The organism is Chitinophaga silvisoli (genome assembly GCF_003412465.1).
Taxonomy (GTDB): Bacteria; Bacteroidota; Bacteroidia; order Chitinophagales; family Chitinophagaceae; genus Chitinophaga; species Chitinophaga silvisoli.
The window spans coordinates 129,329-145,981 of record NZ_QTJV01000003.1 but is presented as its reverse complement, the minus strand read 5'-3'; the positions used below and the strand labels follow the sequence as shown (position 1 = coordinate 145,981).

Here is a 16,653-nt window from a genome sequence, read left to right as displayed (position 1 = left end):
TTCACTAACGAAAAACGGCTGTCTTTATTAATAAAGACAGCCGTCAGGCAAAAAAGTTGCAATTCTTTACTCTGTTATTTTTACCCTGATGCCATTGCTGTGCGCACTGAATTCAGGTGCATACATACACTGTGCAGTACTGATGCCATTGCTAAAGTCACCATCATGTGTTACGAACATACTATATTCAAACACATAAGTACCTTTTGGCAAACGGCTGAAGAAGAAATTAGTAGAAGCATCTTTTGTGCTCTGGTAATAACTTACGCCATTCTGCCAGCCGCTCTGGCTGATTACATTGGTAGGCTCAAAGCAGGCTGCACGCATATCTTTCAGGTGCACATACTCCATATCACGGTCTACTTTCAGTACGATACGTGCTTTTACCTTATCACCTACTTTCAGCTGATTGCCATCCTGGATAGCTGTCAGTACCGGGCCATTGTCATTTGTCTTCTCAATGAAGAGCTCTTTCTGCAGGGTCATTGGCGTAGCAGCAGTTGTAATTTTGTCCAGCTGCTCAAAGTATTGCCAGTACACAGCACCCCATGATGGCTGACCATTACTGCCCTCCACTTTTACTTCAATTTTACCCATTGCAGGTTTTATTGCTTCATTGTTGAATTGCTTTTTGAAATAACCGGTACCTGCTTCTTTCTTCTCTTCCTTCACAGTTGTTTGGCCTAACTGGATGCTAATATCAGGATTTGCAGAAAGCCAGTTGCCACCACCTAAGAGCATGGCATAACAAGCATCGGCAGTTGCCTTGGTAGTATGCCAGTTATTGGTTTGTTTATTCTTCAGCAACCATGTTTTCATATCAGCTACCGCCACTGAATCATGTGCCACTCTTTCAAATGCTTCAATCAGCATCGCCTGCGTTTCAATGGGTGCCTGGTACCACCAGTAACCAGCTGTTACACTCTTCCAGTACATACCCATTTCCTGGTTGTTGGTGGCGTTTTCTTTCAATGATTTGATGATATTCTTATCATTCAGTACAATTGCCAGCATGGCCTGTGTATAGGTGCTTTGTTTCAACCAGTATTTCTTAGCCTGTGCCAGGTAGTACTGGTAAGACTCTTTGTACTTGTCTTCCACTGGCTTGTTCAGCAGGCTACGCATGTACAGGTAATGAGATTCAATATAACCGATATGCTGTGCATTCATATCAGCTTTATTACGCTTCAGCTCATGATACCAGGTGTCCATTTTCTTGTCAACGTAAGCCAGCCCTTTATTCACAATCGCATCAGCATTCGGATCATTGCTTACACCTACCTGTTGTAAGCGACCTACGCCAGCCAGAATATACTGCGTCACGAACTGATCTTCCCACATCCCATTGAACCAAGGGAAGGCACCACTCGGCAATTGTTTCTGTCGCAGTTGTTCCAATGCTTTCTGCTGTTCTGCACTCATCTTATTCAGATCGAAGAGCAGGGCAATATTGCGTTTTTGTTCTTCTTCATTTTTAGCAGCCAATACCCATGGCGTTTCCTGCAGTAATACACTCTTCAGTTCCTCATTTTTTTGCAGGTTGCTTTTCAGTGCAGCAGTATCAGTCGTCTTCCATTTTTCGAACATGCTCTTTACACCCGGCAGTTTATTCACGATGTGTGTAGCAAGTGTATTGGCATAATAACGGTTGAACACCTGTTCGGAACATTCGTAGGGGAATTCCATCAGGTACGGCAAGGCCTGTACGGCATACCAGGTAGGATTGCCGGTATATTCAACTGTCAGTGCATGTTGTTGTAAGGTTTCAGAAGTATCGCTCTTCAGTAATTTCCCGAAAGTAAATTCCTTCTTACCATCGCCACGCATATTCAGTGGCAGTGTTTCTGTCACCAGCGTAGTGTTGGTCAGCACCGGGATAGCATTTTCTTCTCCATCGCTGAACTGGCCTGCAGTGGCTATTACGCGGTACAGCAGGGTACTACTGAACTTATATGGAATCTCTAATGGGAAGCTCACAGCAGTGCTTTGTCCTTTTTCAACAGTGAAGTGCTGAGCAGGATATACATTCTGGAACCAGCCATCTACAGGTTTCATAGTAGTAGCATCCAGCAGTTCCAGGTGAGCCGCACCTGTCAATGCGCTATCAGCGAGGTTGCTGATCTTGGCAGAGAAGATGATCTTGTCGCCTTCTCTCATGAAGCGGGGTGCATTTGGCTGCACCATCAGTGGTTTCTGTGTCACCACACTGCTTTCAGCATAACCAACTGCCGCATCCCTGGTATGCGCAAGGCTCATAAAGCGCCAGCGGGTCAGGGCTTCGGGTACGGTGAAGCTGAAAGTGATGTTACCATTTTCATCCGTGTGAAGGTCAGGGAAGAAGAAAGCTGTTTCGTTGAAATTAGTACGAGGAGCCACTTTTTCAGCTGGTTTTGCCGCTCCTGCTTTATCATCCACTACACCCGCTGGCAGATTATGATCTGCAGATTCCATGGAACTTTCTTTCTTCATTCTCATTTCAGCCTGTGGCACAGCTGCATCAGCCATCACCATAGCAGCAGCCGGTGCCGGCATAGGCGCACCAGGTTTAGCCATACCTACTTTTATGCCCGGAGCACTTCTATACAGCATACGTGCAAAACGTCCCATTCCAAAGCCCGTCACTTTCACTGCCTGTACACCATTCCCCTCTCCAAAATCAATCACACTCACACCATTATCCATGGCATCAAACCAGTTCAGCGCATCATAACTAATCACACGTTCATCATATGCAGATTTGTCAACAATAAATGTATAAACCTCTGCAGCTACCTGCTTAAAGTTTGCATGACCATCCCAGGCTGCCAGCCTTGAATAGACTGGATAAAGATCCGGTACTGTCCACTGGTTTGCCCTGAATGCATCCAGCGATGCATCGTACATAGCAGCCAGCAGTTCAGCACCTACCTTATCACGTTTCTCGCCCTTGATCTGTACGCGCCATTCTTCTTTTGCACCAGGCAGGATCTTATCACGATGTGACTGGATGGTTACTTCCAGTTCTTTATTGCTCCATGGAACAGTGATGGTTCTCTCTTCTGTATAAACACGGTTATCCTTTACAAAAACATATTGCACGCTCACATTTCCCCTGTCATCTTCTTTTACATCATACTTCCTGTCGCTTACGCCGCTGTTGACTGTAAATGCACTATTTGCTGCCGCATGCAGGTTGGATCCGATCGTTTCAATCACATGCACATCAGGAGCAGATGAACCCAGCAGGAAATGTGCGGTCTCGCCCGGCTTCAGTACATTATCGTTGGAATAAGACCAGCTGTATACCGGGTATGACAGGTTCTTTGCATTCGCATCTACCAGTTCAACAATTTTCTTTTGAATCACTTTCTCACCGAATTTATCAGTCGTACTTACTTCCAGTTCATACCATCCGGCAGCCAGTGATTTAGAATCTAACTGCACCTGTGTAAAGGCATCAGTTTTGAGTTGTTTGCTTACAACAGCATTGCCTCTTTTCCAGGTATTCTGGTCATCTTCATCATTGTAAATATCATGAGGAAATGCTTTTTCATATTCCTCACGGGAAAGGATAAACTCATCCGGCTTATCCCAGAAGCGTTCGCGCATTAAGCGACCCGGATGTTGCAATGGTTTCAATGTAACAGCTACATCTGCCGCTTCGAACACACCATTCAGGTTCTTTGTAGCAATGTTTACTTTTTGCAGCTCCTGTGGCAGCACACGATCATTCAGACCAATAGTGATTTCCATTGCCTGGTAACCTACGCTCACATTTTGGCTGCCGCTACGGGTTTCACCATTCACATCCGTAATATCTGCTTCGATAGAATATGTAAAGATGGGTTTTTGAGAAGCGGCAATACTCAGGTCGGGCAAGGCCGGGAAGTTTACTTTGAAACTACCATCGGCAGCAGTTTCAGTCGTACCTGTTGCGATCTGGCGTGCAGGGCTATAAGCAGGTGCTTTCCTGGACCACCACCAGTAAGGGAAACGGGCCTGTCTCATGACACGGTAAGTCACCTTAGCACCATCGATATTATTACCGGCATAGGCCAGTGCTTTACCTTTTACGGTAATCGTATCATTCAGGCGATAAGTGCCTTTCAGGGTATCGAAATCCACGTAGAATTTAGGACGCTTGTATTCTTCCACACTGAATGATACACTGCCACCATTATTATTTTCATCGATCCGGAATACACCATTCAACTGGTTTTCCGGCAGTCGGAATTTTCCGGAATAGGAACCATATTCATTGGTCGTCAATTGCATGGAATCTGCTATCTGACCATTATGATCTATGAGGCGTACGCTTACTTTATAATTGCCCAAAACGTTCCTGTCTGTTCCTGATTTTTGTGCACGGCCTACTACGATACCCTTGAAGTATACGAGCTGACCGGGGCGGTAAATACCTCTGTCAGTAAAGAGGAATGTCTGGTGATCTGCTGTACCTGCATTGTTGTTATAATAATCGTACCTGTACACATAGTTTTCTTCATCAGGAGCGAGGGTATCAGCATTCAGGATCAGCTCATACTTATTGTTGCTGTATTGCGCTTCACTCTTCAGGTCTACGCCACCATCCTTTTGAGAGGTAGCGGACTGTGTTAATTTATATTTACCATTGTTTTGCTGGGTATATACATTGAATTTTACTTCCTGCAGTGGTGCACCTGTTTTCCTGTGCAATACATACAGTTCCTTTCCATTTTTGATATCAAATGAAGAACGGGCGATGAAACTCAGATTTGATACATGAATAAACTGGATCGCGATGATATTTTCTTCCTTTGTAAAAGTGGGATTAGTGCTGGCCACTAACATGTACAAACCTAATGGCAGGGCATCTATTTTTGCTTCTGCGGCATGTTCACGATAGTCATCTGTGCCGGGCAATGCCACATCCCATGAACGGTCAGCTTTCTTACTCAGGATCAGGTTCCAGTATTTCTTATTCCGGCTTTCGTATCCTTCATTTGATTCCAGCTGCTCTCTTAATTTAGTGCGGTAGGCTGCATCAATTTTAGCAATGCGGAAGTAGAGTTTATTGACGTTTTTATAGTTGATCAGTGCACGGAAAGGTTCATCCGGCAGGTTTACCTGTTCGGTGCTTACCTGCATAGATTTGGTCTTGATTGAGTTGAGCAGAGACTTGCAGTAGCTGGTACCAATCGCATCCGGCAGTTGTTTGATCGCCTGTTCACAGAGGGCGACCGCTTTCTTCATAGCAGCAGCAGGTGTCAGGTCACCCTCATTTTCCTTTCCGTTACCTATTTCGCGGTAATAGCTGGCTACCAGGTACATCACCTGTGCACTCCCTTGTTCGCCTGCATAGGTATTCAGCAATTGCTCCAGTTGTCTGATATACAGCGTCTGTTTGTCGGGCATTACCGCTACGCTGTTCATGTACTGAAGGCGTTCCTGGTCTACATCCAGCAGGGCTGCTTTGTTATCCCGGGCATGGAAGCGGATCAGGTCCTGCAGCAGTAAGAGTGCTTTATACTGGTAAGAGCTGGTATCGGCTGTTGCAAATTTGTGAGCAGCGAAAGTGGCAGCAGGTGCAAAAGCAGCAGGATCCAGCAGTTCAAACTGTTTGGCTGCCTGCCTGAAATTGTACTCACCTGATTTGAAATAATCTAATGCGCGGTGTGCCAGCAGGTCGTATAGCGTAGGACGCAGGTTGGCGTTGTACTGCCCTTTGCTGATGATGACCTCATAGTCTTTTACGTTCACTTTTTTGAGTAGTTCAGCATCTTCCAGGGAAGCCGTGTAGGCGGCGGCAATTTCTTTATTGAGCCGGTCTGAGGTCCAGGTGCTGATATCGGAAGAGGTGTCTGTTTCTAAAGCGGTACGGCTATAGAGCTGGCTCCTGTTATTTTCCAGGTAGTGATAGAGGAGTTCTGCCCGCATGCTTTGCAGGATGGCGCGGATGGCGGGGGTAAATACGACATTTTGTTGATCTACTACCTTGAGGTTATCGTCAGTAGCGGGATTCTCGTTTTTAACGTTTACGTACTTGATGCGGAAGATCAGCGTTTTCAGGAGCTGACCCTCATTCTTTTGTTGCAGTGCATTCTTGTAGATTACATTGACTTCTTCCAGGGCTGATTTGGGGAGGCCTTTGTTATCTAACTCCTGGACTTTTTTCCAGTGGTTGTCATAGTTAAACTGAGCCATGGTACTTGTTGTACTAATGAAAAATAGAATAAAAATAGCTACGATCAGGCGCATATGTGGATAGCGTTTATATGAATAACTGGTGTATTTCTGGTTTAAACTCATTATAAAACTCCTTAGCTGCCGGATATGTTACTCTTCCGGAAAGAAAATGATAAATGAGTTATGACCGTGTTTCCGTCACAAATAGGATGCAGATAAGGGGTCCTATTCCATAAAGGTAAATATAAAAATATAGGTTCTTCTTGCCGGCGGCAGGCCCTCCGGCTATGCTTCCATTTCAGGAGCCGAAGGTAACTGAAATGGAATAAGCAAAAAAAATCCTCCTGCTGGCAACAGCCCGACAGGAGGATAATTATTATACAGTTAGTTTATTATTAAGCTTTTGCAGCTTTCAGTACAGATGCCATTGTTTTTCCAATGTCAGCCGGACTTGCTACTACATGGATACCACATTCAGCCATGATTTTCATCTTAGCAGCAGCAGTATCGTCAGCACCACCGATGATAGCACCGGCGTGACCCATACGGCGGCCCGGAGGCGCTGTCTGGCCAGCGATGAAACCAACTACTGGTTTAGTACCGTTTTCTTTGATCCATTTTGCAGCGTCAGCTTCCATACTACCACCGATTTCACCAATCATGATGATACCTACGGTTTCAGGATCGTTCATCAGCAGTTCAACCGCTTCTTTGGTTGGTGTACCAATGATAGGGTCGCCACCGATACCGATAGCTGTAGATACGCCCAGACCAGCTTTAACTACCTGGTCAGCAGCTTCGTATGTCAGGGTACCGGATTTGGATACGATACCAATGTTACCTTTCTTGAAGATAAAACCTGGCATGATGCCTACTTTAGCTTCTTCAGCAGTGATTACACCAGGGCAGTTAGGACCGATCAGGCGGGAAGAACGACCTACCAGGAAGTTTTTCGCACGGATCATATCCTGTACAGGGATACCTTCGGTAATACAAACTATCAGTTCGATACCTGCTTCAGCAGCTTCCATGATTGCATCTGCAGCGAAGCCCGGTGGTACAAAAATGATGGATACATTAGCGCCGGTTGCTTTTACGGCATCATCTACCGTATTGAAAACCGGACGTTCCAGGTGCTTGGTGCCGCCTTTACCCGGCGTAACGCCGCCTACTACCTGCGTGCCATACTCTATCATCTGTGTGGCATGGAATGTGCCTTCTGTACCGGTGAAACCCTGTACAATCACTTTGCTGTTCTTATTAACTAAAACACTCATCGCGCTTGGTTTATGTGTTTGTAATGTTATTGGCAAAAATAACCCCCTAATCCCATATTCCCAATCAATAATTTACTGATTGTGGTCCTGTTCACGTTTTTTTAATGTCCGTGGTCATGTTTTGGGCGTTTTTTTCCCAGGTAAATGCTTAGGGAGTCAAAATAGACCGGCCCGCTATCAGGCATTTGGGTATGCCGGCACCAGTCTTAATTACCGTTTCCGGTACTAACTTTTCTTTAGCTTATTCCGCCAGTCCTTCTCCTGGAACATTTCCATCTGCCTCATTTCCTTTGCATCCCGCAGGAAGTCTGACGCGAAAATGAAGTCATTCAACTTCTCATCCTTACTGAAAATGATATCCTTGTTGGAGCCTTCCCATTGCTTTTTACCCTGGTACATGTATACGATATGATCTCCACTCTCCATCACCGTATTCATATCGTGTGTATTAATGACCGTGGTCATGTTGAATTCATGCGTGATTTCCTTAATCAGCTTATCAATCAGCAGGGAAGTCTGCGGATCCAGGCCAGAGTTTGGCTCATCACAAAATAAGTATTTGGGATTCAAAACGATAGCACGTGCAATACCGACCCTTTTCTTCATCCCCCCACTAATCTCTGCCGGGAACTTCTTAGCGGCATCTTTCAGCTGTACCCTTTCCAGGCATTCCATCACACGGGCCTTCTTTTCTTTCAGAGTGCCTGTAGAAAACATATCCAGGGGAAACATCACGTTTTGTTCTACCGTCATACTATCGAATAGTGCAGATCCCTGGAAAAGCATCCCGATCTGGCGGCGTATATTCTTACGATCCTGCTCAGGCATATTGGTAAAATCCTGGCCATCGTACAGGATCTTGCCACCGTCTATTTCCATCAGGCCTACCATGCACTTCATCATTACCGTCTTACCACTACCACTGGAGCCAATGATCAGGTTCACCTTGCCTGTCTCCATTACCGCCGACACATCTGGCAGAATTACCTTTTCCCCGAAGCCTTTCTTTATATTAACTAATTCGATCATGTAGTCTATGTTAATTTTGCAGCAGTATCGCCGCCAGTATGTAGTCCATGAATAATATCAATACACAGGTCACCACCACGGCACGGGTACTTGCTTTACCGATTTCCAGCGCACCACCCTGTACATAGTATCCGTAATATGAGGGTACACTGGATATAATGAACGCGAATACGAATGATTTGAAGAGTGCGAAGAAGATGTTATATGGTTTCCATTCCTGCCTTAAACCCTGCCAGAATTGTTCCGCGGAGAGAATACCGCCCAATTCACCGGCTTTGAGACCACCCCAGATACCAAGAAAACCAGCGATGCAGATCAGGCATGGGATCATGATCAGGGATGCCATAATTTTTGGTGCAATCAGGTAGCCCCGGGTATTGATACCCATGATTTCCTGAGCATCAATCTGTTCGGATACACGCATATTACCCAGCTCAGATGCAATCTTGGAACCAACTACACCTGCCAGTACGATACAGGTCAGTGTAGGGGCAAACTCGAGTATGATGGTATCACGTACTACCTGGGCTATCGTAGCTTTGGGGATGATCGGGCTTACCAGCTGATAAGCAATCTGTACGGTGGTTACAGCTCCCATGAACAGGGAGATGATGAATACGATACCCAGTGAACCGATACCGATATCCACACACTGCCGCATGAACTCTTTCCAATACATCCTCATGTTTTCCGGGCGGGAAAACATTCCTTTTAGCATAAGCAGGTAGCTTCCGAAATGATGAAAGAATCTAAACTCCATAACGGGCCAAAGATAGTGTATCCATTTAAATAAAAGTTAAATCATTACCTGCCGGAAAAACAGCGACAAAACCGCTTTCATCTTCGGCAGCAGCGGTTTTATTGTCTATCTCAAACTTTTTACCAGCAACCTTTTCAAACTCCGCTCTATGATTTCCCCCATCGTCTTACACCTGGCAAACACCGGATCATCATAATACTGAGCCAGCTCTTCCCCCAGCTGCGTAATTTTTTCAGGAAACGATACGCGGTCCGTCATAATCACATCCCTGAGGTCCTTAATCCTATGCCTGTGCGCCTTGATTCTGCGGGCTATGAGCGAGCGCTCTTCCTGCTGATACTGCTTTACTACTTCCGCGTTCAAATGCTTGATGGCCAGATCTACAAAAATCTTATTCTCCTTGAAAAACTGGGGCATGTACAAGGTGCGCTTTCCCTCGTAGAACTGCTGGTCAAAGTCGATTGCCCTGATCCTGAACTGCACGTCATCGAAATCAGGCGTGATGTCAAATACAAAATTGTACGATCGCATATCTCCCAGCAGGCGAACAAAACAACGCTCGTTGAACTTCACAAACTCCTTGGCTATACGCTTTGGGTTAAACTCCGGCCGCTGCAAATAATGGTCTATAAACTGATCTCCCGGCACACCCGCAATATGCTCCTCCACCAGCGTGTTCCCATCCACAATATAACTCATCCAGTATGGAGACAAAATGTGTTCCAGCTCTAAACCATAAATGCGGGAAGCATCGGCCGTCTTGATATAAAAATAATCGTAAACTTCGTTGTAAGTATTGACAATCCTGATACGGAAAGGATGTGAATTCCCAAAAGTGCAGTAATCAATCCGCTCCACCTGCAAATGCTCTTCCGCAGCCTGGTCACCACCAGCCTTGAGAATGGAGTAGATTCTTTTCAATCCCGCCTTCAGCGGGCCATACATACTATCAGGATAAAATACAGATTCCCAGAGTGTGTCATTCCCGTTCTTGTCATATACAGGAATGCTGGAATCATAATAGCGGAGCTCCTCGTAAGATACCGGCAGCCGAATCTCCCGCTCATATAGTTTGAGGTACCCGCGAAATGCAGGATTCAGTGGAAAGAAGGTCTTTTTCCGGGAGATGTACTGCATGCTTTTTTTATATAAAGATACTGATCTCTGCCCGTGGACAGAGACCAGTAAATTATATTATTTGCAGCACTTGTGCTGTGCTTCTACCACAGCGATATTCACCATGTTCACGATCTGTCTTACAGTACTACCCAATTGCAGGATGTGTACTGGTTTTTTGATACCCAGCAGGATAGGCCCGATTGCGTCAAAGCCCGCTACTTCCTGCAACAGGTTGTAGGCTACGTTGCCCGCAGTGAGGTTCGGGAAGATCAGGGTATTAACTTCCTGGTCTATCAGCTCACTGAAAGGATAGCTATCCTTCAGGATCTCTTTATTGAATGCCATCGCCGCCTGAATTTCACCATCTACAATCAGTGAGGGTTCTCTCATCTTTACGATCTCTCTTGCCCTGGCTACCAGCTGTGCCTCAGGGGTCGGGCTGGAACCAAAGTTGGAATAAGACACCATTGCGATGCGCGGCGTGATATTAAATTGCTTTACTTCCTCCGCTACCAGCAGTGTGATCTCGGCCAGTTCTTCGGCAGTAGGATTGAAGTTCACCGTAGTATCTGCCAGGAACAGCGGACCGCGCTTGGTATTGATGATATACATACCCGCCACCCGCTTTACATTGGGCGCGGTACCTATCACATGCAATGCCGGACGGATCGTGTCAGGATAATTACGCGTCAGGCCGGAAATCAAGGCATCTGCCTCACCGGTTTCCACCATCATACAACCAAAGTAGTTACGTTCACGCATTACCTTCTTCGCTTCGTACTGGTTAAAGCCTTTGCGCTGGCGTTTCCGGAAGAACAGCTCTCCAAACTGATGCCGCTTTTCTGTCATCTCATCACTCTTAGGATCGATGATCACAGTATCTTCCAGCTCTATACCATTTTCTGCAGCCAGGTTCCTGATCCTTTGCTCATTGCCCAGCAGGATCGGGTAGGCAATACCTTCGTCTCTTACTACCTGGGAAGCTTTTAATACCTTCAGGTTGTCTGCCTCAGCAAACACCACCTTGCGTGGATCCTGACGGGCTTTGGTACCAATCACGCGGAAGAGCTGGTTGTCCAGTCCCAGGCGCTTATTCAGGATATTCGTATACTCTTCCCAGTTGGTGATCGGCTGCTGTGCCACACCACTTTCCATTGCTGCTTTTGCCACTGCTGGTGCTACATGACTGAGCAGGCGCGGATCCAGCGGTTTTGGAATGATATAGCGGGGACCGAAATAAATATTCTTTTCGTTGTAAGCCAGGTTCACGATATCAGGTACCGGTTCCTTGGCCAGTTCTGCCAGTGCATTCACAGCAGCTAGTTTCATCGCCTCATTGATCTGTGTAGCTCGTACATCCAGCGCACCACGGAAGATGTAAGGGAAACCCAATACATTGTTCACCTGGTTAGGATGATCGGAACGGCCTGTAGCCATAATCACATCAGGACGTGAAGCGATAGCAAGATCATAAGCGATTTCAGGATCAGGATTCGCCATCGCAAATACTACCGGATTAGCAGCCATCGATTTGATCATCTCTGGTGTCACCACATTCCCTACTGATAATCCAACAAATACATCGGCACCATTCAGCGCTTCTGCCAGCGTAGTTACGCCGGAGCTTGTTGCGAACTGGCTGTGCAGTTCTGACAATCCGGCACGGCTGGTATTGATCACGCCATCCTTGTCAAACATCACGATGTTTTCCTTTTTTGCACCCAGGGCTACGTACAGTTTTACGCAGGCCATAGCAGCGGCACCGGCACCGTTGAATACGATTCTCACCTGCGTGATATCTTTCTTCACCAGGTCCATTGCATTCAGCAGGGCAGCACTGGAAATGATAGCCGTACCATGCTGGTCATCGTGCATGATAGGGATCTTCAGTTCCTTTTTCAGGCGATCTTCTATTTCAAAACACTCGGGACTCTTGATATCTTCCAGGTTGATACCCCCAAAGGTTGGCTCCATGGCTTTTACCACGTTCACAAACTCATCTACATTCTTGGTATTCAGTTCAATATCAAACACATCAATATCTGCGAAGATCTTGAACAATACCGCCTTTCCTTCCATTACAGGTTTACCGGCTTCAGGACCGATATCACCCAGGCCCAGTACCGCGGTACCATTGCTGATAACCGCTACCAGGTTGCCCTTGGCAGTGTATTTATAAACATTTTCTACGTCTTTGTGAATTTCCTTGCAGGGCTCAGCTACTCCGGGAGAATAAGCGAGGGAGAGATCCCATTGTGTTTTGGTGTTTTTAGTAGGTATTACTTCGATCTTTCCAGGCCGGCCTAAAGCATGATAGTCTAAAGCATCCTGCTTGTTCTGTTTTCTTGCCATAATTCAATAAGAGATTGTTCTTGGGCGTGCAATATACAAAGTATTGCAGGAAAGGATGCTCTAATATGTCAGTATTATATGTTTGGATGACACTTTTAACACTACTATTATACCGCCTGGTATTTTTTATAATAGCCTCAGGCACAGGCACCTTGAAGCTATACCCGAATCAGGCTAAACCATCGCTCCGTGTAAAGCTAATTCTGCATACAATACGTCAACTGTAAGGTTTTTCTGTACTAAGACAAGCTGTAGCCTACCTTCTAAGGGAGATATTCCGCAGATAACCCGCAGATAACCCGCATATAAGCCGCCTGTGACCCGCATTCTAAAAGAGGCGGGATATTTGCGGGTTATGAGCGGATTAAGTACGGCTCAGGCATAAGATTGCGGTACTTTTCACTGCGAAGGCAGTACCTGCAGCCGGCATAAATGAAATATTTACTTATTTTTACCGCGTATTAATTTGCCTGAATAACATGATACAACGCATTCAAAGTCTTTACCTTCTGTTAGCTGCCGGGGCTTCTGTAGGAACATGGTTTCTGGATATTTTCAAAGTGACCCTGAGCGATGACCAGGTTCCCAAGTATTTCAATGCCCAGTCTAATTTTATGGTCTTTGTAGTCTACATGCTGATTGTAGCTCTTTCCCTGTTCTGTATTTTCCTGTTCAAAAACCGGAAACTGCAATTCAGACTGACTGTGTTGGACATTTTTCTGGCAATAGCGGCGATCGCTTTGCAGTACTTCAAAGTGCAGGATTTTGTGAATGCATTTGAGCGCACAGGCAAGACCATTGCTTCATCTACTTACCTGCCGGGTGCATTTCTGCCGGTGCTGATCCTGATCTTCCTGATCATGGCAGCCAGGGGGATCTATAAAGATGAAAAACTGATTAAATCTCTCGACAGACTGAGATAGCAATAAAAAAGGCGGACCAGATGGTCCGCCTTTTTTTGTTTATATATCTTTCCTGCTTACAGGTACTGCCCTGTGTAGCTTTCTTTTACTTTTTTGAGTCCTTCAGGCAGGCCTGCATATAGCAGTTGTCCGCCACCAGCACCACCTTCAGGCCCCAGGTCTATTACCCAGTCAGCACTCTTGATTACATCCGTGTTATGCTCAATCACCAACACAGAATGCCCCTGATCAATCAATGCATTGAAGGACCCCAGCAATTTCTTAATATCATGGAAGTGCAGGCCGGTCGTTGGTTCATCGAAGATAAAGAGGATGTGGCCCTGCGCCTTGCCCTTGCCCAGGAAGGAAGCCAGCTTTACACGCTGTGCCTCACCACCACTCAGGGTATCGCTGCTCTGACCCAGTTTTACATAACCTAAACCTACATCGCTGAGCGGACGGATTTTGTTCACCACATCCTTCTCATCTTTAAAGAAATCCAGGGCTTCATCCACCCCCATTTCCAGCACATCGTAGATGTTCTTACCCTTGTAGGTCACTTCCAGTACCTCATCCTTGAACTTACGGCCACCACAGCTTTCGCATTGCAGGTGCACGTCTGCCAGGAACTGCATTTCCACTATTACTTCGCCTTCACCCTTACAGGCATCGCAACGGCCACCATCTACGTTGAAGGAGAAGTGCTTTGGCTGGAAACCACGCATCTTACTCAGGGGCTGACGGGAGAAGAGGTCACGGATCTCGTCGTATGCTTTGATGTAGGTAACAGGATTGGAACGGGATGACTTACCGATTGGATTCTGGTCGATCATTTCTATCTGGGTAATGTCGTCCAGCGCGCCTTTCAGGGCACGGTGCTGTCCGACCCTTTCGGCAAACTCGCCTTTCAGTTTCATGAGGGACGGGTACAGGATCTGCTTTACCAGCGTGGTCTTACCGGATCCACTCACACCACTTACCACACATAGTACTTCCAGGGGAAAATCCACATCGATATTCTTCAGGTTGTTTTGTTTACAGCCTTCCAGGGTGATGGACTTCTTCCATTTGCGGGTACGTACAGGTGGTTCTATCGTGAGCTGACCACTCAGGTATTTGCCGGTCAGGCTCTTGGAATCTGTGAGGATGGATGGATAGTCGCCTGCGAAGATTACTTCTCCTCCCAGGTGGCTGGCCAGTGGTCCCATATCTATGATATAGTCGGCTTCTTCCATCATTTGTTCGTCGTGTTCTACCACCACAACAGTATTGCCCAGGTCGCGCAGTTCCTTGAGTACACCGATCAGGCGGTGGGTATCGCGGGCATGCAGTCCAATGCTGGGCTCATCCAGGATGTACATGGAGTTTGTGAGGTTACTACCCAGGGAGCGGGTCAGCTGTATACGCTGGCTTTCGCCACCACTGAGGGTATTGGCTACACGATTCAGGGTAAGGTAGCCCAGACCTACGTCCAGCAAGGTCTTTACACGATGATGAATTTCCAGCAGGATGCGTTTACCCACCTGTTGGTCGTATTCATTCAGCTGCAACTGGTTGAACCAGCCATACAGGTTTTCCACCGGCATTTCTACCAGCTGGGCGATATTGTAGCCATTTATTTTGATGTACAGCGCTTCTTTACGGAGGCGGCCACCACCACATTCAGGGCAGGTAGTCCGGCCACGGTAGCGGGATTGCAGTACACGGTATTGCACTTTGTACAGGTTCTGCTCCACCATTTTGAAGAACTCATTGAGCCCGTAGAAGTGCTCATTACCTGTCCAGAGCAGGTTGTATTGGTCTTCGGTTAGGTCTGTGACCGGCTTATGAATGGGGAAGTTGAACTTGCGGGCAGCCTTGATGAGGGCTTCTTTATATTCACCCATCTTTTCACCTCTCCAGGGAGCGATTGCACCTTCGAATACACTGAGACGCTTGTCAGGAATCACCAAATCTGCATCGATGCCTAAAGTCTGACCGAAACCTTCGCAGACCGGGCAGGCACCATATGGATTGTTGAAAGAGAAGAGGTTGGGTACAGGCTCTTCGAATTGCAGTCCATCCAGTTCGAATCGATTGGAAAAGTGCTGTATGTCGCTACCATCGGTCTCTACCAGGCAATCGCCTTCGCTTTCATAAAAGGCGGTCTGCACAGAATCGGCGATGCGGTGCAGGTCGTCTTCTTCGAAATCCTTGGCTACGAGGCGGTCTATAAGCAGGTATGTTTCCTTGGGTAAGGCCGGCTTTTTCTCTTCCAGCAGTTCTTCGATGCGGAGGAGCTTGCCCCCCTCTTTTTCTTTGCCATAGAGACGGGAAAAACCTTTCTGCATCAGGATCTGCAGCTCTTCTTTTACCTCTCTCTTAGCGTGACGGCGAAAGGCGACCAGGATCTGGATCCTGGTACCTGCAGGAAGGTTTTTAATATAATCAGTAACGTCGCTTACTTCATGTTTCTTTACCAATTCACCTGAAATAGGAGAATAGGTTTTACCGATGCGGGCGAAGAGCAGACGGAGATAATCATAGAGTTCTGTCATGGAGCCAACGGTAGAACGGGGGGTACGGGTGATGACCTTTTGTTCTATAGCGATGGCGGGGCAGATCCCTTTTATATAGTCTACGTCCGGTTTGTTCATACGCATGAGGAACTGGCGGGCGTATGCAGAAAGGCTTTCCGCATAGCGGCGCTGGCCTTCGGCATAGAGGGTATCCATGGTCAGGGAGGATTTACCTGAGCCGGAAACACCGGTTACGACAACTAGTTTATTGCGGGGAATTCCTACACTAACGTTTTTGAGGTTGTGAACCCTGGCTCCTTTTATATATATCTGATCCTGCGTGTTGATGGGTGCATCGTCAGCGATAATTTCCGGTTTCTTTGATTTTGTAGCCATATTCCAGCGTTTGTTATTTTGCCAAAAATTTTAGCATTACGAAGGTAAGGGATTTGAAACAAATGATAATCTTCAGCTTGTCAGGCGGAGCAGATCAATTTTTTTCTTCTTGCAAGAATCATCTGAAGCTGGCACTGGGAGTGCCGTATATTCTTTTTTTATAAATACTCTTTTTT

The 16,653-nt window shown here is 46.5% G+C and carries 8 protein-coding genes; 1 reads left to right on the top strand and 7 read right to left on the bottom strand.

Annotated features, from left to right (window positions below; all coding sequences use genetic code 11):
• Positions 1 to 66: 66 nt before the first annotated feature.
• From DXN04_RS11580 to DXN04_RS11555, 6 genes are all read right to left on the bottom strand, one after another.
• Positions 67 to 6,162 carry an alpha-2-macroglobulin family protein gene (locus DXN04_RS11580; protein WP_158568977.1) on the bottom strand — a complete coding sequence of 2,032 codons (6,096 nt, stop codon included), beginning with the start codon at positions 6,160 to 6,162 and terminating at the stop codon, positions 67 to 69.
• A 377-nt stretch (positions 6,163 to 6,539) separates the two neighbouring features.
• Entirely contained in the window at positions 6,540 to 7,421 is an 882-nt protein-coding gene (sucD, locus tag DXN04_RS11575) for a succinate--CoA ligase subunit alpha (RefSeq protein WP_116853521.1), read from the bottom strand.
• Between the two features lie 225 nt (positions 7,422 to 7,646).
• On the bottom strand, positions 7,647 to 8,450 hold the full coding sequence (locus DXN04_RS11570) for an ABC transporter ATP-binding protein (RefSeq protein WP_116853520.1): 804 nt from the start codon (positions 8,448 to 8,450) through the stop codon (positions 7,647 to 7,649).
• 10 nt (positions 8,451 to 8,460) lie between these two features.
• Entirely contained in the window at positions 8,461 to 9,210 is a 750-nt protein-coding gene (locus DXN04_RS11565; RefSeq protein WP_116853519.1) for an MlaE family ABC transporter permease, read from the bottom strand.
• A gap of 105 nt (positions 9,211 to 9,315) precedes the next feature.
• On the bottom strand, positions 9,316 to 10,347 hold the full coding sequence (locus DXN04_RS11560; RefSeq protein ID WP_116853518.1) for a hypothetical protein: 1,032 nt from the start codon (positions 10,345 to 10,347) through the stop codon (positions 9,316 to 9,318).
• Positions 10,348 to 10,404: 57 nt separating this feature from the next.
• Complete coding sequence (locus DXN04_RS11555) at positions 10,405 to 12,681, bottom strand: NADP-dependent malic enzyme (protein WP_116853517.1); 2,277 nt, start codon at positions 12,679 to 12,681, stop codon at positions 10,405 to 10,407.
• 479 nt (positions 12,682 to 13,160) lie between these two features.
• On the opposite strand from DXN04_RS11555, the gene DXN04_RS11550 reads away from it, so the two are divergent.
• Entirely contained in the window at positions 13,161 to 13,604 is a 444-nt protein-coding gene (locus DXN04_RS11550; protein WP_116853516.1) for a DUF4293 domain-containing protein, read from the top strand.
• Between the two features lie 56 nt (positions 13,605 to 13,660).
• Here the strand turns inward: DXN04_RS11550 and uvrA are convergent, their stop codons facing one another.
• The gene (gene uvrA, locus DXN04_RS11545) at positions 13,661 to 16,477 is read right to left on the bottom strand and encodes an excinuclease ABC subunit UvrA (protein ID WP_116853515.1); all 2,817 of its coding nucleotides are present in this window, start codon (positions 16,475 to 16,477) and stop codon (positions 13,661 to 13,663) included.
• Positions 16,478 to 16,653: the final 176 nt, after the last annotated feature.